Raw genomic sequence first — 22703 nt, forward strand, 5'->3', positions numbered from 1 at the left:
GATGGTCTCAACACCTGCCTCATCAGCAAATGTAAACGTACCATCGGCATTGTCCACAATCGTAGTAAGCGTTTCTAAATTCTTTACAATCTGAGCAAAATCCAATTGGGTTACCACGCCATCCTCATCTGTATAATCGATATTGGTATTATCAGGATTGAGTGCAATGGACGTAAGGGTTTCAAGATTACTGATATCTATGATGGTCTCCAGACCATTTTCGTCAGTATAAGTAAACGTACCATTGTTATTGGCAACTATGGTTGTCAAGGTTTCGAAATTTTGAATGACATCTTCAAGATCAATACTTGCGCGATTCCCATTTTCATCCACATAATCTAGTGTATGCCCGTCAGGGTTTAATTCAAGGGAAGTTAATGTCTGAAAATCAGTTGGATCAATAATTTGCACATCGCCATTCTGATCTATATAGGTGAATTGACCATTTGCAAAGTCCCACAAAACAATATGATCCGGCAGATCACCTTCTGTCGTCAATCTATTCCAACTGCCTTGATACCAATAGTAATATCCAGGAGTTAGGGTTGCATTGGAATTGGTATTATAAACCAATAGACTTTCTAAGTTACCAGCAGTAATAGTGGTTTGATCAGTATTACCAGTTAAGGGTACTTGAGGTATTAATATACCCCGATTAGAGGATTTAATTTCCAATTGCGTGGAAGGATTGGGCATATCTGTGCCGATCCCCACTTGCGCAAAAAGAAAATTACCTGTGATTAAAATGAGTAACAGTAATAGTTTTTTCATAATGGTTGGTTATTGTGATATAAATTTTGAAACTGTATTTAATTAAATCTGTATACTAAACTCAGAAAAGTATGACACTAATAACTTGCACTTTAACATCAATTTATATCTGCAAGAGATCAGATCAGACCCTCTCAACTGTTCGACAAAGCGCATGCTTTCGACGTCAACGAGTACAAACATACTATTTTTATTTTTATTTTACTCGATGAAGTGTATTTTTTTTCCGACAAAACGCGTAATTTCCGATTTACTGTGAATTTTGTCGAAAGCAATTCTTGTTTTCGAATCAGAGGGCAAACATAATATTAATTTAAACCTTAACATATATTTATGATATGTGTTTCATCCAATTCTTTCATTTTATCAACACGCTAACCTTTTACTAATGTTGGAAAACATGTAGCATCTGATCTCAATAAATCAATTAAGATCCTGACAATAGAATGTTTACCAGGTCGTTCCATTGTAGATAACCTAACGCGCCGTGCCTTTAATTGGCAAGTTTTAAGAATAAAAATTTACCCCCACCTGCATTGCTTGGATTTCCAAATGATGGAATCTTTTATGTTTCGATTTAAATGCGACAATTCTGACAACAGGATAATTGGATACCGCACGTCTTTTGACAACTAATCCATCTAAGTTCATTTAGTATAAATGAGGTATAAGTTCATGAGGTTTTAGTTAAAATGTCGCTCTAAACATTCGAATCCATCTGCTTCGCTCTTTAAGTGTAATTGTGGATTGAATTTATTACCGAACGTACCAAAATGAGTTTAAGACCCTTAACAAATTGGTCTTTTGAGTATCCCGCTAAAGAGCAGGATTAGTGCAACAATCAATACACATTGCACTTCGCTTTTGAGTATGGCCTGTCTATCGGCAGACAGGGGTTCACTAAAAAAAAAAGAGAACCCACCAGTGGAGAGTTCTCTTTTTAAATATGAATGGTTTTATTTTAATTAATGAATTCTAAGTGCTTGAGATTTACCTCGATTAAAAGACAAGCTCTTGCTGAGATTCCATAGACTTGGAAGGCCATGTCGGCCGATTAGCACCCACGATTCCAGATTTCGACTGTATCAACTATAAACCAGGGGTACGCTTTTTAAAGCGCTTATCGTCAAACTCAGCGCGTTCATAATACTTGTCGCCATCGTAAACGTCGTCATTTGATCGGCGTTGACTTAACTCAAGTTCATCATCAACAATGATGGCATTATCATCAATATTCTTCGATCGGGAATGGGCTTGCGCTGTTTTGTAAGTGGCATCCTTATCGGTCTCAAAATGGTATCGTCTAATTTCATCTCGGATAATTTCACGAAGTCGATTTTCATCCTTATATAAATGCAATCCACTACGATCCGCATCTTCACGTTGCCTCCGCTGATATGAGTCTAACACTTGATTTTCATAAGCCCTATTAATTGTATCTCCTTTTCGATACCGCTTAGTTTCTGCAAATGTACGGTGGTCAATGAGATCTGTATAAACATAATTTGAATCATCATTTAAATCAACCAATCCTATAGGGATAATGATATGATTCTCACCATCCTTATTTACAAATTCTCTAACTTCCATTTGAACCGGCCTTCCGTAGGGATCATATTTCGCATCAATAATACTTTTATCAACTTCTACGTCAAGATAGAGCACACGCTCAGCATCTTTATTTACTAAAAGGTTATCTACCTTACCAACCACACGATGGTCAATATCCTTAACATCCCAACCTCTAATGTCCGGGTAGCCATCGGCTATTTTATAATCTGAAAGCTCATCAATATAGTAAAGGTGTTTATTTTGTTCTGCCATAATTTTTAGGTTTTAATTATTCATTGCTCTTAAGACATCTCTACTCTTTTGTAAAAACTGAGTAATATTATCCTGCTGTTTATTCATACTGATATAACCATCCATTTCTGAGGCTACTAGTTTTAATTCGTCCACCATAGATTCCAGTTCTGGATAGCTATTTTTTTGAATGTCCTCTAATACTTTAGCAACCTTATCACTAGCAGTTTTAAAGTTTTTTGCCGATTCGGCGTCGCTCAAGGGACTTGACACCTTGGTAATCAACATAGAAAATTCCTGCAAATCAGTTAAGGCCTGCGACGTCTCTATTTCTTTCTCTTCCGCTTTTTTCGCAACAGCTTTAGACAAATTGTAATATGCCTTTTTGGTATAGGACGAATCAACTGCAATCCGTGTAGAATCGCGAATTGAGCCTTCATAAGCTGTATATTGGTCATACGCAGTTCCTGCCATATAAGCTCCAGTGGCGTCTAATGTTTTACTTTCTAATGATCTACTTTCAGAATCCATCACCTGCTCATTGGTAATATCGTCGTCAAAATCATCGGTATAATCGTCACGATCATCGTTGGCATAAACCAAATACGCAATGATCCCCAAAATAACCAGAACTACAAGAATCCACGGCCAAATTGGTTTTTTCTTTTCAATTTTAATCTCTGCCATAATTATATGTTTTAATTAATTAGAATTTTAACACCTACAGTGTCCATTTAAATTTAAGACAACCCTCCTCTAAATCTATGCTCTTTCAATTAAAGTTTTAACTCGAAAAAGATTGGATTGACGAAGTCTGAAATTCGATAATTTGACTTTTATTGATCGTTTTATCGATACAACATCTTAAGAAACTGATTCTATTTTTTGCGACATTTTATTCCGGTCACTGGCTCCCATCACCCCAAGCCTTGCTACAATCTAAAATATAACTCTTTATATATTCCTTATGGACTCGTGATCAAGTCGTGGGCTAAACCGCTGGTAATGACCGTGTACCGAACGTTTGATTCTATAGCCACCACCTCTTCTTGAGTTGTGGTTTTATCCAATTAGAAAGTCATGATCCATAATACATTAAAACAATGTTTAGTATTTATTTTAATAAAAAACCTGAACAAGCCTTCATAGGCATAGAATACACTATCAAGAATGGTGATCAATAGATCATTATGGCAAATAGGGTCAAGAGCTGTTTACCTTCATCCTGGTCATTTTTTCCAATATCCTCCTAAGCTTAATTTCTTAAATCATTGGCTCGCGACCAATCTTTATAACGACTGTATTGCTCATCGTCAAGAATATTCTTTAATATTTTATCCTCCTCCTTTATTTTTGCGTTGGCAGATAGTAATTTAAAAGCATCCTCGGTCTCAGATTCCTTCCAATTCTGGATGGCATTTTCATAGCGCTGAATTTGCTCTTCCGTCATATCAAAGGCTGCGTATAAATCCTCCTTCCTTTTCGGATTGTCCAAATTCCAATTTTCACCCAAACTATCGGTAACTTTATCTTGGTTGATATAGCTACCCTCTATGGTATCAAAATTGCCGGTAGTCTGATAATTGGTAGTATTGGTTATTTCTTGGTTTTCGGGGACCGTTCGTCCTGTAGTACTGTGATCTGGGGAATTATTTTTACTGAAATCACAGGACATAAATATGCTTATAAAAGAGATGACTAATAATTGTTGATATGATTTCATAATGTCAGATTTTTGGTTCATTATAAATTTACCGCTTAGAATGCAACATTCTTTTCTCAATTGCTAAAAAAGTTGTCTGTAATGGAAATTATTAAGTTCTAACGTAGACAATTAGAATGCTGAGAGAGGAAGGAACCTAATTTTCGCTCATTATTATACTAAAATGACATCAGCTTAAAAGTAAATTGAAAATATCGCTTTAAAAATAATTGATTTTTTATATTTGCACCGCTAAAGTTCTTTTTGGATTTGTTTTGTTTACCAAACACTACATAGAATGCAGAGCAATTGCCTGACCTTCAAATCCATTGGTTATATTTAATGCGCACGTGGCGGAATTGGTAGACGTGCCAGCTTGAGGGGCTGGTGACCATTAGGTCGTGGAAGTTCGAGTCTTCTCGTGCGCACAATGTTAATAAGTCCATTGGTCCTCAATGGCAACGTCCCCTCAAATCCCGTCACAACTCAACACCATATTTTTACATAGCAGTCTGAATTGGCATTATGACAACCAAATTTTTTTTAATCCACCAGTCTCAATTCCTTTACTTCCCAAACTTAGCGATCAACTCTTCCACAATGTTTTCCACCTTTTTGTCCTTAGTTGCTTGCTCTAGATAAATGGCTGGTTTTTGTCTGACTTCACAATCCTGAATTGGACAGCGCTCGCAGGTGACACCGACATTTTGAGTGGTAATTTTCGGATCTGATAAAAAATTAATTTTTCTCTGTAACTGTTTATTTATAAGAAGTCCGACACTGATGCTTCGGTAATGGTTTTCTTTGAAAGGATCTTTTGTTGCTGAAGACAACACCAAATATTTCATACCATCATCAGGGTAGTTGGAGATCTGAAGATCGAATTCATGCTCCTTTTTACCTTTACTGATATCTTCCAGCATTTTTATAGAAACCCAGCGTCTGCAATAATGCTCACCTGCCTCATTGGCATGAGGGGAATGGTGATGTGATAAATGGAGCTCTTTTTTTAAATAAAATTTATTGCTACCAGCTTCATGGGTAAATCTCAAAAAGAACAAGTTCTGAAGATTAAATTCTATTGGTAATATATTAGTCAAACGTTGATAAAAAGATTCGGCAGAAGCATTAAAGGTTTCTATAGCATTTAAGAATAAACCCCTATCTAAAGTTTCTCTTGTAAAAATATCGTTGAGCAACACTTTAATTTTAGCTTTTGGGATAATTAGGGCACCCGCAAAATAGGAAGCATAGAAATTATTCAAAACTTGATCAAAAGTTTTAAATTTAATCCACGGAAACGTGTATAAACGCTCTTTTATCTCAAGGAAATTATAAGCCAGCTCCTTAGCATAAATAAATGTGCGCTGGGCTTCATCAATCCCATTGGCCAACAGCAGTGTTTTTGTTTTTGGAACAAATACTGATCTCAGATTATCCAAAGCTTCAAACTTGTCCAATTCGTCATCAACTATGGTATACCCAAACTCTTCTACTAAAATCTCTCCTAAATCACGAGACGTAATTGGTAGATTCAAATTTATCTGATAAGCCTTGGCGAAATTTAAAACCCCCTGTTCCAAATCTTCAAAATAGTTGTTGTTAGCTTCTTGGAAAGAGCGTACGGAAGCCAAGAAAAAACTCTCTCTGCTAAAATTATAATTTTGTGCTATCTTGATAATGGTACTAATAAATGCATTGACTTTTGATGGTGCATTCGCAACGATATCAATCAAATCACCTTCCTTTATCCCAAAAAGGTCCAACGGAATTTCCTTAAGTATTTTTGAGCTGAGCAAATCACCAATTGGCGCCAAATTTTTATCCAATTTCAATGACACCATCTGGTCATAAGGCACATCCAATTTTTCAGCAAGCGTTATAATCTTATCTGGCTTTGGATATTTTTTTCCGTTTTCAATTTCGTTTAAATAGGACTTAGAAAGCCCCGAAAGTTTAGACAAACCAAACAGTGATAAATTCCTTTCAGTCCTTATCTGCTTTAGCTTTAACCCAAATATAATTTTGATATAATCTTCTTCCATAGTAGCAAATATAATCAATTTTGCGAATAGGTCAATTTCAGCGAAATTAATTATTTAGCGAACGTTCGCTTGTTTTTTAAAAATAATTATTTTATCATTGTTCTCACAAACATCTCAATACTATGGAAAACACACTTTTAAAATCAAGAAAACTGAAATTCTCGAAAACGGTTGAAGACCACTACCCCGACATTCTTACTCCAGATGCGATCTCCTTTCTGATTGCCTTACACGAAAGATTCAACACCCAACGACTACTGCTTTTAGAAATGCGAATTGAACAGCAAAAGATTTTTGACCAAGGCAATTTTCCAGAGTTTTCAAGAGAGACCAAACACATCAGAAACAATGAGTGGACCGCTGGCGCCATTCCTCAAGATTTACAAGACCGACGTGTAGAGATTACCGGACCAGTGGACCGGAAAATGATTATCAATGCGTTAAACTCCGGAGCAAGGACTTTTATGGCCGATTTAGAGGACAGCAATGCGCCTACTTGGAAAAACACTATGGAAGGCCAACAAAACCTGAGAGATGCCAATAACAAAACAATCTCATTAGTGGACCGTAAGCGGAACAAAACCTATGCACTAAATCCAGAAACTGCTGTGTTGATGGTCAGACCAAGGGGCTTACACCTAAACGAAAGACACATCTTAATTAATGACGAAGAAACCTCAGCAAGTTTGGTTGATTTTGGTCTGTATGTCTTCCATAATACCACAACCCTATTAAATAACGATACAGCACCCTATTTTTATCTTCCAAAGTTAGAACACTATCTGGAGGCACGTTGGTGGAACGATGTCTTCACATTTGCTCAGGAATACCTGGAAGTACCCAAAGGAACTTTCAAAGCCACAGTTTTAATTGAGACAATTACCGCGAGTTTTCAGTTGGACGAGATTATCTACGAACTTAAGGACCATATTGTCGGTCTAAACTGCGGACGCTGGGATTATATTTTCTCCTACATCAAAAAATTCAGAAACCATCCCAATTTTATAGTTCCCAATCGCGATCAAGTAACTATGACCTCCCCTTTTATGGATGCGTATTCCAAGTTGGTCATTCAACGTTGTCACAAAAGAGGCATTCACGCCATTGGCGGTATGGCTGCACAAGTCCCAATTAAAAATGATGAAAAAGCCAATAGTGCTGCTTTGGAAAAAGTAAGAAAAGACAAAGAGCGTGAGGTCAAAAACGGACATGACGGCACTTGGGTTGCACATCCCGGATTGGTGGCTGTGGCCATGAAAGAGTTTGACAAGTACATGCCAGGCCCCAACCAACTTCATGTATCAAGAGATGATGTCAACATTACGGAACAAGATCTGGTTGAACTCCCACAAGGAACCATTTCTGAAGCTGGAATTAGAAAGAACATTAATGTAGGCATTTTATATACCGAAGCTTGGTTAAGAGGATATGGTGCTGTAGCGCTCTATAATTTGATGGAAGATGCAGCAACTGCCGAAATATCGCGGACTCAGGTCTGGCAATGGTTGAAAAACCAAGTGAAATTGGAAGATGGAAGAATGTTGAGCCTTGAGCTTTATAAGGCACTTTTAGATGATGAAGTAGAAAAGATCATTAAGGAATTTGGTACCGATAATATGAAAAACTCAAAATTTAAATTGGCCATTGAGCTCTTCGATCATCTCGTGCAATCAGAGGAATTTGAAGAATTCTTAACCTTGCCGGCCTATCAATACCTATAAAAAAACAATCCTGCGATTGCGGACACAATCAACAGGATCTAATTATTAATAACAAATAACTGATTACAAAATTATGAAAAATTTAAAACAAAGCAATTATGGCTCTGCATTACAAACGGTAAGAGAACTTAAAGCAAAGTATGGCAATGCTTGGAATGCCATCAACCCTGAAAGCGCCGCACGCATGGTGGTCCAAAACCGATTTAAAACAGGTTTGGATATCGCTAAATACACCGCCGCCATTATGAGAAAGGACATGGCGGACTATGATGCAGATTCGTCAAACTACACACAATCTCTGGGCTGCTGGCACGGATTTATAGCACAGCAAAAAATGATTGCTGTTAAGAAACACCATAAAACAACCAGCAAAAAATATCTATACCTGTCAGGGTGGATGGTTGCTGCATTGCGTTCTGAATTTGGCCCACTGCCCGATCAATCCATGCATGAGAAAACTTCAGTTCCGGCACTGATTAAGGAAATCTATGACTTCTTGCGCCAAGCAGACGCCATAGAACTGAATGATTTGTTTTCAAGATTGGAAAAAGGTGAAGACGTCCAAGATCAAATTGACAATTTTGAAACTCATATTGTCCCCATCATAGCCGATATTGACGCTGGGTTTGGAAATGAGGAAGCGACCTATTTGTTAACAAAGAAAATGATTGAAGCTGGCGCCTGTGCTATCCAAGTTGAGAATCAGGTTTCCGATGCCAAGCAATGCGGTCATCAAGATGGAAAAGTAACCGTGCCGCATGAGGATTTTATTGCAAAATTAAATGCCATCCGGTATGCTTTTATAGAATTGGGAATACCCGAAGGCATTATCGTGGCCAGAACAGACTCTGAAGGTGCCAGCTTAACTCAAAAGTTACCGGTGAGCAAAGCGCCAGGCGATTTAGCATCACAATACCTCGCCTTTATAGATGCAGAAGAAATCACCATCGATGACGCCAAGGATGATGACGTCATGCTTAAAAGAGACGGAAAGTTATACCGTCCAATACGATTGGCCAATGGCTTATATAAATTTAAAGAGGGCTCAAATATAGATCGCGTGGTTCTGGACTGTATTACGAGTTTACAAAATGGCGCCGATTTATTATGGATTGAAACGCCAACGCCAAACGTGAAACAAATTGCGCACATGGTCAACAGAATTAAAAAAATAGAACCGAGCGCCAAGCTGGTTTACAATAATTCGCCATCGTTTAACTGGACCCTAAATTTCCGTCACCAAGCCTATGATGAGATGCTGGCAGAAGGAGAAAACATGACCGGTTATAACAGAAACAATTTGATGGATGCAGACTATGATGCTTCTGAATTATGCTACCGTGCCGATGAAAAAATCAAATCTTTCCAAAGAGATGGTGCCAGAGTCGCAGGGATTTTCCATCACTTAATCACATTGCCCACCTATCACACTACCGCACTTCATATGAATGATTTGACTGAAGGGTATTTTGGAGACGAAGGTATGCTGGCCTACGTAAGAGATGTTCAAAGACAAGAGATCCGCAGAGGTGTGTCTTGCGTAAAACACCAACGCATGGCTGGTTCAGACCTTGGAGACAGCCATAAAACCTTTTTCGCAGGTGATAAGGCACTAAAAGCTGGAGGAGAAAAGAACACCAGTAAGCAATTTGAACTCAAAACCGAGCTGGCACGACCAGAGCTTGTGATGGATAAATAGGTCTAACAATGTTAATTGCGATAGAATATCTATCGCAATTAACATTGTTATTTTACCAACTGCGCGATTTGCTATAAAATAGTAAGCATATTTTTGAGTTCCTGTATCAAGTCTCGGGGCCTCTGTAATTCTTAAGTCAAGTTTACAGCATCATTTTTTACGAATTCTTGTTTCAACTTAACTTTTGAACATTTTACTTTAGACTTCTATATCAATTTCCAGTCAAAATTATTCCTATATCTTGTCGTTATATCGTTATTTCTGACTTTACCAATATTTAGGCAAAATATTTTTCAATGAAAACTCATAATTTATATGAGATTCTTAAGATCCAATAAATTATGAAGTATTCTTAATTTTATAGCTCGATTAGTCTTTTTCTTAAACCGTTTATTGGTGATAATTTCATAAAGAACAATAGATACAATCTGAAGAGATCCCTTACAAATGAAGACCTTACCCCTTATACGCCTTTGATAAGTTTGTTATTGGAAAATTTTAAAACTTCCACACTTACGTCACTCCAATTTATGATTAATTTATACTATGAGTAAAAAACAAGGTCAATTAGTTCATCTTATTGATTGCTATCTCTTCATTTACAAATTTGAATTCTAAATTATTAAATCTATATTTGTTAAGGTCAACATAACATTTTGTTAACTAAAGACTAAAACAAAAGCTATTAATCAATTAATTATTTACCTAAATTATGAAAGTAAGATTAACTGGATTTTTAACACTGTTAATGCTTTTTCTTGTGCATTTAAGTTTTGCACAGGGAAAAATAGTTACCGGTACAGTGACCGATGACAGTCAGCTTCCACTGCCGGGAGTAAACGTCATCATTCAAGGTGCTTCGCGAGGAGCAGTAACAGATTTTGATGGAAAATACTCATTGGAAGTCGCCGAAGGACAAGTATTACGATTTACCAGTATGGGATTTGAGGATCAATTGATAACAGTAGGAGCATCCAATGTTATTAATGTGTCTTTAAGAGAATCCGCAACTGCTCTGGATGAAGTTTTCGTAGTAGCCTATGGAACCGCCACCAAAGAGTCTTATACGGGATCAGCTGCCGTGGTAAAAAACAGCGACATTCAGGACGTTCCTACAGCCTCTTTCCAAGATGCACTGGTAGGTAAGGCTCCAGGAGTAAATGTTACCAAGGGTTCTGGACAGGCTGGATCTACCACCAGTATCCAAATTCGTGGCATTGGCTCCATGAATGCCTCCACACAACCACTTTATGTAATTGATGGTGTTCCTGTTTCCTCCGGGAATACAGGTCAATTGTCAGGTTCAATTTTGGTGACCAACAATATCATGAACACCTTAAATCCAAATGATATTGAATCGATCACTATTTTAAAGGATGCGGCTGCCTCTGCACTGTATGGTTCTAGAGCCGCTAACGGTGTCGTCATGATTACTACCAAACGTGGCAAAAAAGGAGAACCACGCATTACAATTAAATCGTCTACAGGATTCAGTCCCTCTTGGGCAACTGACAATTATGAACCTGCGAGTACACAGGAAAATGTTAATTATTTATATCGTGTCTTCCATGATTATAACACATCAAACGGAAGAGATGAAGCCACCGCCAATGCAGACGCTCTTAGACGTTTAAACGTAAAGTTCAATAAGCATGGTTATTATTTTGAAACCAATGGTATTGGCGTGAGTGAAAATCTGATGATTAAAGGCATGACCGATGGGCTTGTTAATAGAGAAGGCAAATATTATGATTGGGAAGATGCTTATTTCAGAACCGCTGTAAATCAGACACAAGATATTTCTGTAAGTGGCGCAACTGAGAAAACAAATTATTATTCTTCTATTTCATATAGTAAAGATGAAGGTCGTGTAAAAATCAATGAAAACGAGCGAATTTCAGGAAGAATCAATTTGGAACAAAAAATCGGGAAATACATCGAGTTTTCTGCAAAAGTGAACGTTGCACAAACAGAATTGTCCGGATTTAATGACAGTCGAAATCTTAGCTCTAATTACTATGAGCAAACGCGAAACCTTCTTTGGGGACTATATTGGCCTACCGATTATAAAACTGGCGAACCTTGGACCGCCCGTTACGGAAGTTTGGCGCAGAACAATGTTTACTATGATAAAGAATGGGAAAATTCCTCAAGAACATTACGGGTAAGCGCAATTGAAGGATTGAAAGTTAATATTCTTCCTGAACTTAATGTACAAACACTTTTTTCTTATGACAATATAGAAACTAAAGACCACTTATATTATAGCCGATTACATTATAATGGACAAGGTCTTGGAACAGTGGATGAAATGTCCACAACTACACGAAGTTTAGTTTCTTCAACCACATTAAATTATGCGAAAGATTTTGGTGCACATCGTTTAGATTTCTTGGCCGGTTTTGAAGCTGAGAAAAATCAAACCGATTATATACGTGCTTCTGGCAAGGACCTACCTTCAAGTAACCTTCACACTGTAGCCACAGCGGGCGACACAGATGCAAGTGCTTATTATTGGGGCAATAATATGATGTCTATACTTTCTAGATTGGAATATAGTTTTGATAATAAATATTATGTCTCTGGATCTTTCCGTCGTGACGGGAGTTCAAAGCTTGGCCCTGATGCGCGCTGGGGTAACTTCTGGTCAGTTGGTGGGTCATGGAATATGAGCAAAGAGGCATTCTTGGAAGATGTAGATGCCATCAGCAATTTAAGTCTAAGAGCTTCTTATGGAGTTAACGGTACCTTACCTCCTTCTAACTTTGGTTGGAGATCACTTACCGGTTATACTGCAAAATACATGGAAACTGCCGGTGGTGTACTAAGTAATGTAGCTGATGAAAGTTTATCGTGGGAGACCAATTATTCAACAGACGTTGCTTTGGAATTTGGTTTGTTCAAAAATCGACTATATGGAACGATTGAATATTTCAGTCGTGACTCCAAAGACTTATTGCAGAGTGTACCAATTTCAAGAATAACTGGATTTAGTTCAACACTTAAAAATATTGGATCTATCAGAAACAAAGGCTTGGAACTATCTTTAGGAGGCGACATTATTCGCTCAAATGATATTACCTGGAGTGCATCCGTAAACGCATCATTTGTTGACTCCAAAGTCCTTGAGCTAAGTGAAGGCGCAGATATTATCTGGGTTAACGATGGCGACGCAACAGCACAATATATCTATAGAGAAGGTGAATCAACTTTAGCTTTCTATGGTTATGAGTATGCAGGGGTTGATCCTGAAAACGGTAAAAGTAGATATTATGTCAATGATGAAAACGACCCGCAAGCTGGAAGCTTCCTTCTTAATGGCAGAGGCGCAACCTATAACTACAGAGATGCCAATTACACTATAATAGGTGATGGAATTCCTGATGTTTTTGGGGGCATCAATACACAGGTTAAATATAAAAGCTTTTCCTTAGGCTTAGATTTCATCTATAAAATAGGAGGTAAACTTTATGACGGCGCTGAAAGGGATGTCGCAGATGACGGTTATTATTGGGAGCGTATCCGTTCACAATATGCTTATGACAATATGTGGACTGAGCAAAACCCAAGTGGCTACCTGCCTAAAGTAAGAGGTACTGACCTTACCGATGCCATACAAAAAAGTGGCAGACATATTTATGACGCTAGTTTTCTTAGGTTAAAGAATATCAGGTTAAACTATGATCTTCCGTCCACATTGATCAATCAAATTGGGTTTGAAAACGTAAGGTTATATGTTGTTGGAACTAACTTGCTCACTTTCTCAAAGTACAAGAATGCAGACCCAGAGGTCAATCAATTTGCAGCCAGAGGATGGCAAACGCCTTTTATGAAGAATTATACCTTTGGTATTGAATTAACATTATAATTAATTAAAAAAACGAAAGAAATGAACAAGATAAAATCTGTCATAATTATTATTCTAATCCTTGGGTTTAGCTCATGCGATGATGATTTTCTCGATGTTACCCCAAGTAATTCCGGAGATGCTTCAACATCTATCCAAACGCTTGCTGACGCCAATGTCATGCTCACTGGAATTATGAGTCGAATGACTTCCTCGAGTTACTATGGTCGTAATTTTATTATATATGCTGATGCCAAAGGTGGTGATCTCACAACATTTTCCATGGGACGAGGACTAGATGGTCTCTATTCCTTTAATCACTCTCCTACAAGCGGATCGTATTCCGGATTCTGGAACAGTATTTATTATAGCATCCTACAAGCCAACAACCTAATTGTCAATATTGAAAAATTGGAAGCTGAGGGTGCAGAAGCGAACTTTGATGATATAAAGGGGCAGGCTTTAACAGCAAGAGCCTTAATGTATTTTGACTTGGTCCGAATTTATGGAAAACCATATTCTTACGACAAGGAGTCTTACGGGGTTCCTAATGTTCTTGAACCCTTAGATGCATTAGCGCAGCCTTTGCGTGCTACCGTAGCAGACAATTATAATCAAATCATCACTGATTTAAAGGACGCACAACCGCTGCTTTCAAAAAGCAAGAACAACGGCTACTTAAATTACTATGCCAATCTGGCCCTCCAAGCACGTGTCTATCTAAATATGGAACAGTATCCTGACGCTCTTAATGCGGCTCAAGAAATTATAGATTCTGAGGTTTACTCGCTTTATTCCAATAGTGAATGGGTTGATTCGTGGACTGGACAATTTGGGTCTGAATCCATATTTGAATTGGCTGTTCTTCCAAGTGAAGCCGATTTGGGCAACTCTAGTCTTAGTGTATATTTGAGAAGAGCTGGCCATCAATCTTCAAGTGCGATTGGTCAATTTATAGCTAGTGATTATTACTTGAACCGTTTAGGAGAAGATCCTGATGATGTACGATTTGGCGTCCTTTCATACGATGAGGTTAGCCCGACCCATTTGGGGGCGAGTTACAAATATAGTGGTGATACAAGTTTGAGCGGCGATGGAAAATCGACCGCAACTGCAGTAAACATTAAAGTGATTCGATTATCTGAAATTTACTTGATTGCCGCTGAAGCAGCCTTTCACACCGATAAAGAATTAGCTGCAGACTACCTAAATGAAATTCGGAAGAGAGCACCAAACTTAGCGCCTGCAACCGCTGGCACTATTAGTATTGATATGATCTTGGATGAAAAGAGCAAAGAATTATTCACTGAAGGGCAACGATTCTTTGATATGTTGAGATTGGATAAGGATATTACTTTTAACGATGATCTTGGAGGCGTTCCAATCTCTACGAGAGACAAAACAATTGATCGTTCATTTTATAAAACCATTTTACCAATTTCTCAAGAAGAGATCAATGCAAATCCTGAAATTGGAAGTCAACAAAATCCAGGATACTAAATTGAATAAGAATCAATTTCGAAATACTTCGAATTTAATTATTAATTAAGGGTTTCACCTATATTGTACACAACCCTAACCGGAAAGGACCTAAGAACTTTGTTTTTTTAGGTCTTTTTTTGTTGACTGAACCAAAATAATTTCCGTTCCACATAAAAATAAGATTTATAATTATAGAATTTTATTGGATAATAGTCCTGATCTTTGATATTAACCCAATACCAATTGGGGCTCTAAACTATTGTGAGTTCGAAAATGGATCGACATTTGATAATTAATTGAAGTTTTAGCCACTAACCACTTGGATTTTTATAATTTTAGGAGCTGATTGAAAAAGCTTTATCGACATCTTGAGAAAAGTTTATCATCAGAAAATATAAACCAGTAGTTTCTTATAATAAATATCACATCTATAAAAATGAGCAGTTATGAAAAACGCACTCTTAATTATGAGTATAATGTTGAGCAGTAGTTTAATGATGGCCCAAAAAACAATGACTCCCGAATTACTATGGAAGGTCGAGCGTCTTAGTGTTATGGGGCTGGATAAAGAGAGAGCAACGCTCTATATTCAGGTCAAAATTCCAAATATTCAAAAAAACAGTTTCGACACCAAATATTATAAAATGCCGGTTACGGGCGGTGATTTAGTTGAAATTAAAAAAGAAGATGTCGCTACTACCGATAAAAATACTTCACCAGACGGAGCCTACAAATTGTTTCATAAAGAAGTTCACATCGAGGATATCAAAGGAACTGACATCTATAATGATTTAGAAAAGTCGGATGCGTACGTTTTTACTGATTTGGATATCCGCCATTGGGACACTTGGCAAGATGGCAGCTACAATCATTTATTTTATAAGAAGGCAGGTGCAGACGACGGCACTGGTACGGATATAATGCCCAACGAACCCCACCATACCCCACAACGGCCTTTTGGTGGCGACGAGGATTATATTTGGTCTCCTGACAGCAAGAGTATTTACTATGTCAGCAAAAAACTAAAAGGGAAAGCATACGCAACCAGTACCAATACTGATATTTACAGATACAATATTGCATCAAAAACCACCGAAAATCTTACGGAAGACAATAAAGGCTACGATACCAATCCTGCTTTTTCATCGACAGGTGCATTAGCCTGGTTACAAATGAGAACCGAAGGTTATGAAGCCGATAAAAATGATATTGTTGTTATGCACAATGGCATTAAACAAAATTTAACGGACAGATGGGATGGCACGGTCAACAGTTTTTTATGGAGCAACGACGGGACTGAAATTTATTTTACTGCTCCAGTTGACGGCACCATCCAGATTTTTAAGGTGAATTATCCTGGCAAGAAACGGATAGCACCATTTGTCGAACAATTATCCGAAGGTCAATTTGACGTTACGAGTATCATTGCACAGAAAGACAACACGCTTTTGGTCACAAGAACCGATATGAACCATGCCGCTGAAATTTTCAGTTTTAACTTAAAAGACAAGAGCTTTGAGGAATTGACCAATATCAACCAAGAATTATACAATAGTATCGAATTGCCAAAAGTTGAAAAACGTTATGTCACCACCACCGACGGGAAGCAAATGTTAGTGTGGGTTATTTTACCACCCAATTTTGACGCATCCAAAAAATACCCAACCCTATTATACGCACAAGGAGGCCCACAATCGGCATTATCACAGTTTTACTCCTACCGTTGGAATTTCCAATTGATGGCCTCGCATGGCTACATAATTGTGGCACCAAACCGACGTGGAATGCCTGGTCACGGTGTGGAATGGAACGAAGACATCAGCAAGGATTGGGGTGGACAGGTCATGGATGACTATCTATCGGCCATTGACGAAATTGCAAAAGAACCCTATGTTGATAACAATCGGTTAGGTGCCATTGGCGCGAGTTATGGTGGCTATTCTGTGTTTTATTTAGCAGGCATACACAACAAACGCTTTAAGACATTCATCTCTCATGATGGTGTTTTTGATACCAGAACTATGTATGGTACTACCGAAGAGTTGTTTTTTGTCAACCACGATTTCGGAGGTCCTTATTGGGATAAAGAGAATCAAACAGCACAAAAAGTTTATAACGAATTTAACCCCATCACCAAAGTTTCAAACTGGGATACCCCTATTTTAATCATTCAAGGTGGGAAGGATTTCCGTGTGCCCATTGAGCAGAGCTTAAGTGCATACCAAGCTGCGCAGCTATTAGGAATAAAAAGTAAATTAGTCTTTTTCCCAGAAGAAAACCATTGGGTATTGACCCCTCAAAATGCGTTGGTTTGGCAGCGTGAATTTTTTAAATGGCTAAAAGAAACACTCTAATCATCGCGTAGTTTATAAATCATCCACCAATATTTAATTTTAAATTCTATTAAAATGACGTTCAGACTTTCAATAAAAACCTCAACCTTCATTTTTGCATCACTATGTCTAATATCTGTTACGACAGGTAACGCTCAAGGCAAAATAAAAGATATGCCGGGATACGATCAATTTAAAAAAATGTCGTCTCAACTGTACGGTTCTGTAGAAAGGATTTCGAACAATATCGATTGGAGTGCAGACGGAAAAACATTCACTTATGTTGAAAATGATTCCCTGCACACTTTTGACCTAAGAAAAAAGAAAATCGTTAACTCTAAATCATATCAAGCACCTGCAAGAACGCGCTATTCGCGACAAGGCCGACCAGCACGAGGCAGACAATATGCATCAGCTATTTCCCCCGACTCTACTTTAAAAGCTTTTACAAAAGACAGAAACATGTACATCAGCCACCCTGATGGTTCCAATAGTATCACCATAACTACTGATGGCAATGAGGACAATCAAGTTAAATACGGCATTGCCACTTGGGTTTACGGTGAAGAATTGGGTCAAAATACAGCCATGTGGTGGTCGCCTGATAGTAAAAAAGTTGCTTTTTATAGATTTGAAGAAAAAGATGCTATTAAGTATTATGTCCTATACCATCAAACTAAAATCCAAGACTCTGTTGAAGTAGAAGCCTACCCAAAAGTGGGTGCTAAAAACCTGCCTGTCGATTTATTGGTCTACGATTTAGAAACGAAAAAAATCACTACGCTGGACACAAGAGACGGTCAACCTTTTAATGACGGTACTATCGGGACTTATCTATACGACATTGAATGGTCACCTGACGGTAAGGAACTGCTTTTTCACAGCACGAATCGCAAGCAAGATGTCATGGAGTTTAAAGCCGCCAATCCTACAACTGGCAAAACCAGAGTTATCGTTAGAGAAGAATGGCTACCAAGCTTTACGGTCAATTCTCCAGAAATCTATATGTTAAAAGACAAGGAACATTTTATTTGGGCCTCTGAACGCAATGGTTTTAAGAATTATTACCTCTATAATTTCAATGGTAAATTAGTAAATCAACTGACCAACCACGATTTTGAAGTGCAGCGCATTATTGAGGTCGATGAGGCCAACAAGCTCTTATATTATATGGCGGCCAGTGGTGACAACCATATGAAAATGCAATTGCATCGGGTCAAATTTGATGGCACCAGAAATGTTCGGTTAACGGATCCAGCATTCCATCATAATGTAATTCTATCCCCTACCGGGAAACACTTTATAGATATCGCCCAAACTCATAATATCCCGCCTTTTATGAATCTTGTGGATGCCAGAGGGAAGGTTGTAGCAGAAATCTTGAAAACCGATCTATCAAAATTTAACGAATTAGGTTTCAAAACTGTTGAGGTTTTCGAGTTTACATCTGCCGATGGTGAAACCAAACTTCACGGCATGATTCATTTTCCATCCAACTTTGACCCATCTAAAAAATACCCCTTGATTTTAAGCAATTATGGTGGGCCCGGTGTCAACGCATTTACAGAAACGTTCCGTCTCCCAAGCCCTATTACGGAATTTGGATTTTTAGTCGTGAATATAGATGGTAGGAATGTTGGCGGAAGAGGTAAAGAAATGCTCGATAAGTTATATGGCAATTTAGGAATTGTTGAAATGGATGATTTTGCAGCTGGCATAAAATCACTATACAATCGTCCCTATTTTGATAAAACACGAGTTGGAGTTTATGGCACGTCATACGGAGGAACAGTTGCGGCAATGAGTATATTAAGATTTCCGGAGGTTTACCATGTCGCGGTAGCCAACTCAGCGGTAACCGATTGGAGAAATTACGACAATATTTATACCGAGCGCTATATGAATCTTTTGGAAAACAATCCGGAAGGCTATGAAGCTTCCAATTTAATGAACTATGCCGACAATTTAGAAGGGGAATTGATGATATTTTACGGGACGAACGACAATAATGTGCACCCAGCAAATTCACTGCAACTCATTCAGGCTTTGCAAAAAGCAGGAAAAAGCTTTGAGGTTCAGGTGGGTCCAGACCAAGGCCATACTGCGGTAAACTTTGAGAGAATGATGGAGTTTTTTATTCAACATTTGATTTTGGAATAAAACACTTTAACAGTTTGTTTTTTTGAATGCTTAAAAGATGAATGGCTTTATTGTAGCGAGTTCGGCTAGATATTAGATTAATGTTTAAACAGAAACCCACGAAACCCTTCCATTTAAACTAAGACAAGAGCTCTATTTTTAAAAATGCTATTTTAAACTTTATTATATTTGTTGAGCCGTGCTCTAAGCATCTTATTGAATGCCGATCTTATGAACTATTCCAAACTCTCATTTTATGTTTCCTTTATTTGGATATTTTCCTGCGAAAGCACATCTCAAAAAGAGCAGAGGGAATTAATCTCCACAGATCATCAATTAGAACAATCTCACGACATAAGAACGGATAGTCTCTATGAGACAAAAAAAGTTTATGTTCCTGTTTATTCTGATATTTACCAGCGCACCCGAAATGAAAGGACATTGCTCACTTCCACCTTGAGCATCCATAATACGAGTGAAACCGACACCCTCTATATCAGTCGTATTGATTATTACAATACCGAAGGAAAGTTGGTTCGGAAATACATTGAATCGACTATCTTTCTGACTACGTTTGAGACTTTGGAATATGTTGTGGATGAAGAAGACAAAACAGGTGGCTCTGGTGCCAATTTCGTAATTGAATGGTATGGCAATGAAAAACTCAACCCGCTTTTTCAGGCGGTCATGATCGGCGGTTTGGGCAATAAATCATTTTCGTTTACCACAGAAGGTGTAGCCATACCATAACTTATTCTACAACTCTTTTGATCGTTAAGCCAAAGTCGGAAGGCTGCTGGTCAAGATTAATTTAAAACCTTCTTTAGAGACGTTTCATATTGACAAAAAACCAAAACATTTCCGATGGAAGACTCAATTAAGCGTATGATTGAAGGGTTCTTATGGCATTAATGTTTATTAAACATCGAAATAAAAACATGAGGTATTTGGTGTAATACTTGAAGCCTCATGTAATATTAATCTTTAAAGTCGTTAAGTTTTTCTTAAATACACTATATAATTCCCTTGACATCCTTTGATTTATTCTTTAAAGAGTAGTTTTGTACTTTATTAAAATACAAACACACAATTATGAGTCAAGTAAAAGAGAATGATACAGTAAAAGTACATTACACAGGAAAACTAACCAATGGCCAAGTTTTTGACAGTTCTTTAGAGCGTGAGCCTTTAGAGATTACTGTTGGTGAAGGCAAGCTGATTCCTGGTTTCGAAAATGCACTACTCAATATGCAAGTAAACGAGAAGAAAACAGTTGAAATTGGAAAAGAAGAAGCTTATGGAGATGTTCAAAAAGAACTCTTTCATCAAGTGAAAAAAGACCAATTGCCACAGGATATTCAACCAGAAGTTGGTATGGGATTAGCTTCCAAAGCACCTGACGGTACTGAGCACCAGTTTAGAGTGGTTGAAGTTCAGGAAGATCATATTGTTGTGGATGGCAATCATCCATTAGCAGGTCAAGATTTAGTTTTCGACTTAGAATTGGTTGAAATCAGCTAAATTAGATCAATATTTTATATAAAAGAAGCCATTTACTTTGCGTGAATGGCTTTTTTAATATTGGAATATTCATGAATCTCGGGGTATTAAAACCCACTGGTGGGTATTCGTTCAGATCTTCGTCTATAAATCTGATGCTCAAATAATATTAGACCATCAGACTTTTTACTTCCTCAAAATCCAAGCCGCCATAAGTTCCTGAACTCATCAACAATAAGACCTTGTTGTCAAAATTTTGTGAAAAAAGAAAATTTTTAAAATCGTCAGGATTGGTATAAATAATCAAATCGTCGCGTTCAAATGCATTCGCGATTTGCGCCTGCGTCACTTCCTTTAGCTTTTTAATCTCAACCGCATGCGGCGAATAAAACACTACCGCTACATCGGCAGCGTCCAAGGTGCCTTTATATTCTTTCAAAAAGTCGGCATTCAAACTACTGAACGTATGCAGCTCCATACAAGCCACTAGCGTTTTATCTGGATACTGCTCTTTTACAGCATTGGTGGTGGCCTTAACTTTACTTGGGGAATGTGCGAAATCTTTAAATGCAATACTATGTTTACCCTCTCCTATTTTTTCAAGACGTTTACTGGCGCCTTTAAAACTGGCTATGGCCTCGTAAAAATCATCTTCATCCACGCCCATGTGTTGGCAAATCCATTTGGCACCAGCCAGATTGTTTAAATTATGCTTTCCAAAAACCTCAATTGGCAAAGGTCCTTCAGGAGTATCCAAAAGCGTTTCACCATTGACCACGCTATATTCTGGTGTGTGATAAGGTAATTTTCTGATCGTGTTCTCTGAAGCTTCCACCACTTTTTTTACTTCGTCATCTTCTTCATTATAAGTAATGCTTCCGCCCTTTACAATACTATCCACAAAAATTTTAAACTGCTCGACATAGCCTTCATAGGTTGGAAACACATTGATATGATCCCAAGCAATCCCACTCAACAAGGCAATATTGGGTTGGTACAAATGAAATTTCGGTCGTCTGTCAATCGGTGAGCTTAAATACTCATCACCTTCCAATACGATAAAATCATTATCATCCGTCAACTTCACCATCACATCAAAGCCTTCCAATTGCGCTCCTACCATATAATCGACGTCTCTATCGTGATAATCCATCACATGGAGGATCATAGAGGTAATCGTTGTTTTTCCATGACTACCGCCAATGACCACTCGGGTTTTATGTTTGGACTGCTCATACAAAAATTCGGGGTAGCTATAAATTCTCAAGCCTAACTCTTGAGCTCTTAAAAGCTCTGGATTATCGGCTTTGGCATGCATTCCCAAAACCACGGAATCAATTGAATTATTTATACTTTCAGGAAACCATCCAAAGCTTTCTGGCAGCAAACCTTTCTGCTTTAGTCTTGTTTTTGAAGGCTCATAAATCTCATCATCACTTCCTGTTACCTGATATCCTTTATTGTGCAAAGCTATGGCGAGATTGTGCATGGCACTGCCACCAATGGCTATAAAATGTACGTTCATAGTTTAATTTTGAAGAGTTCAAAGATAGTTTTTTTGATGCGAATGGCGAATGATTTTATTTATGAAGATGGAAAGTAATTACACAGAGATACGCTGAGTTACACGGAGTGCCACAGAGAGATTAATAAGAATATTC

Annotated in this window: 13 protein-coding genes, 1 tRNA gene and 1 pseudogene; 9 read left to right on the forward strand and 6 right to left on the reverse strand. The window is 37.8% G+C overall.

Going from position 1 to position 22703, the window contains the following annotated elements:
* The 4 genes and pseudogenes from H3Z82_RS15920 to H3Z82_RS15935 all read right to left on the reverse strand — a co-directional run.
* A pseudogene (locus H3Z82_RS15920) lies at nt 1–771 on the reverse strand (hypothetical protein); the annotation flags it as partial.
* A gap of 1089 nt (nt 772–1860) precedes the next feature.
* On the reverse strand, nt 1861–2595 hold the full coding sequence (locus H3Z82_RS15925) for a PRC-barrel domain-containing protein (protein WP_182206496.1): 735 nt from the start codon (nt 2593–2595) through the stop codon (nt 1861–1863).
* 12 nt (nt 2596–2607) lie between these two features.
* Entirely contained in the window at nt 2608–3261 is a 654-nt protein-coding gene (locus H3Z82_RS15930; RefSeq protein WP_182206497.1) for a hypothetical protein, read from the reverse strand.
* A 568-nt stretch (nt 3262–3829) separates the two neighbouring features.
* The gene (locus tag H3Z82_RS15935) at nt 3830–4297 is read right to left on the reverse strand and encodes a hypothetical protein (protein ID WP_182206498.1); all 468 of its coding nucleotides are present in this window, start codon (nt 4295–4297) and stop codon (nt 3830–3832) included.
* 323 nt (nt 4298–4620) lie between these two features.
* Between H3Z82_RS15935 and H3Z82_RS15940 the strand changes: the two genes are divergently transcribed.
* Nucleotides 4621–4704: transfer RNA gene (locus tag H3Z82_RS15940), tRNA-Leu, on the forward strand.
* Between the two features lie 138 nt (nt 4705–4842).
* Here H3Z82_RS15940 and H3Z82_RS15945 read toward each other — a convergent pair.
* Nucleotides 4843–6321 carry a helix-turn-helix domain-containing protein gene (locus H3Z82_RS15945; protein WP_182206499.1) on the reverse strand — a complete coding sequence of 493 codons (1479 nt, stop codon included), beginning with the start codon at nt 6319–6321 and terminating at the stop codon, nt 4843–4845.
* Between the two features lie 122 nt (nt 6322–6443).
* On the opposite strand from H3Z82_RS15945, the gene aceB reads away from it, so the two are divergent.
* From aceB to H3Z82_RS15985, 8 genes are all read left to right on the forward strand, one after another.
* On the forward strand, nt 6444–8042 hold the full coding sequence (gene aceB / locus H3Z82_RS15950; protein WP_182206500.1) for a malate synthase A: 1599 nt from the start codon (nt 6444–6446) through the stop codon (nt 8040–8042).
* 73 nt (nt 8043–8115) lie between these two features.
* Nucleotides 8116–9741, forward strand: a complete 1626-nt coding sequence (locus H3Z82_RS15955; protein WP_182206501.1) for an isocitrate lyase — start codon at nt 8116–8118, stop codon at nt 9739–9741.
* A gap of 712 nt (nt 9742–10453) precedes the next feature.
* Nucleotides 10454–13609, forward strand: coding sequence for a SusC/RagA family TonB-linked outer membrane protein (locus H3Z82_RS15960; protein ID WP_182206502.1), 3156 nt, complete (start codon nt 10454–10456; stop codon nt 13607–13609).
* Nucleotides 13610–13630: 21 nt separating this feature from the next.
* Nucleotides 13631–15088, forward strand: coding sequence for a RagB/SusD family nutrient uptake outer membrane protein (locus H3Z82_RS15965; protein ID WP_182206503.1), 1458 nt, complete (start codon nt 13631–13633; stop codon nt 15086–15088).
* Between the two features lie 428 nt (nt 15089–15516).
* Nucleotides 15517–17424, forward strand: coding sequence for a S9 family peptidase (locus H3Z82_RS15970; RefSeq protein ID WP_182206504.1), 1908 nt, complete (start codon nt 15517–15519; stop codon nt 17422–17424).
* A gap of 54 nt (nt 17425–17478) precedes the next feature.
* Complete coding sequence (locus H3Z82_RS15975; RefSeq protein ID WP_182206505.1) at nt 17479–19563, forward strand: S9 family peptidase; 2085 nt, start codon at nt 17479–17481, stop codon at nt 19561–19563.
* A gap of 210 nt (nt 19564–19773) precedes the next feature.
* A complete protein-coding gene (locus H3Z82_RS15980; RefSeq protein WP_182206506.1) occupies nt 19774–20292 on the forward strand; it encodes a DUF3124 domain-containing protein in 519 nt (172 codons plus the stop codon).
* Nucleotides 20293–20634: 342 nt separating this feature from the next.
* Complete coding sequence (locus H3Z82_RS15985; protein WP_182206507.1) at nt 20635–21063, forward strand: FKBP-type peptidyl-prolyl cis-trans isomerase; 429 nt, start codon at nt 20635–20637, stop codon at nt 21061–21063.
* 148 nt (nt 21064–21211) lie between these two features.
* Here the strand turns inward: H3Z82_RS15985 and H3Z82_RS15990 are convergent, their stop codons facing one another.
* Nucleotides 21212–22567: a UDP-N-acetylmuramate--L-alanine ligase gene (locus H3Z82_RS15990; protein WP_182206508.1), complete on the reverse strand. Its 1356-nt coding sequence runs from the start codon at nt 22565–22567 to the stop codon at nt 21212–21214.
* Nucleotides 22568–22703: the final 136 nt, after the last annotated feature.

The sequence above is a fragment of the Gelidibacter maritimus genome (assembly GCF_014062315.1).
Classification (GTDB): Bacteria; Bacteroidota; Bacteroidia; order Flavobacteriales; family Flavobacteriaceae; genus Gelidibacter; species Gelidibacter maritimus.

Excerpts from the sequence above, each read along its gene's own strand:
- H3Z82_RS15975 (WP_182206505.1), top strand. The coding sequence starts at position 17,479 with ATGACGTTCAGACTTTCAATAAAAACCTCAACCTTCATTTTTGCATCA.
- H3Z82_RS15925 (WP_182206496.1), bottom strand. The coding sequence starts at position 2,595 with ATGGCAGAACAAAATAAACACCTTTACTATATTGATGAGCTTTCAGAT.
- H3Z82_RS15930 (WP_182206497.1), bottom strand. The coding sequence starts at position 3,261 with ATGGCAGAGATTAAAATTGAAAAGAAAAAACCAATTTGGCCGTGGATT.
- H3Z82_RS15985 (WP_182206507.1), top strand. The coding sequence starts at position 20,635 with ATGAGTCAAGTAAAAGAGAATGATACAGTAAAAGTACATTACACAGGA.
- H3Z82_RS15960 (WP_182206502.1), top strand. The coding sequence starts at position 10,454 with ATGAAAGTAAGATTAACTGGATTTTTAACACTGTTAATGCTTTTTCTT.
- aceB (WP_182206500.1), top strand. The coding sequence starts at position 6,444 with ATGGAAAACACACTTTTAAAATCAAGAAAACTGAAATTCTCGAAAACG.
- H3Z82_RS15970 (WP_182206504.1), top strand. The coding sequence starts at position 15,517 with ATGAAAAACGCACTCTTAATTATGAGTATAATGTTGAGCAGTAGTTTA.
- H3Z82_RS15980 (WP_182206506.1), top strand. The coding sequence starts at position 19,774 with ATGAACTATTCCAAACTCTCATTTTATGTTTCCTTTATTTGGATATTT.
- H3Z82_RS15990 (WP_182206508.1), bottom strand. The coding sequence starts at position 22,567 with ATGAACGTACATTTTATAGCCATTGGTGGCAGTGCCATGCACAATCTC.
- H3Z82_RS15955 (WP_182206501.1), top strand. The coding sequence starts at position 8,116 with ATGAAAAATTTAAAACAAAGCAATTATGGCTCTGCATTACAAACGGTA.
- H3Z82_RS15935 (WP_182206498.1), bottom strand. The coding sequence starts at position 4,297 with ATGAAATCATATCAACAATTATTAGTCATCTCTTTTATAAGCATATTT.
- H3Z82_RS15965 (WP_182206503.1), top strand. The coding sequence starts at position 13,631 with ATGAACAAGATAAAATCTGTCATAATTATTATTCTAATCCTTGGGTTT.
- H3Z82_RS15945 (WP_182206499.1), bottom strand. The coding sequence starts at position 6,321 with ATGGAAGAAGATTATATCAAAATTATATTTGGGTTAAAGCTAAAGCAG.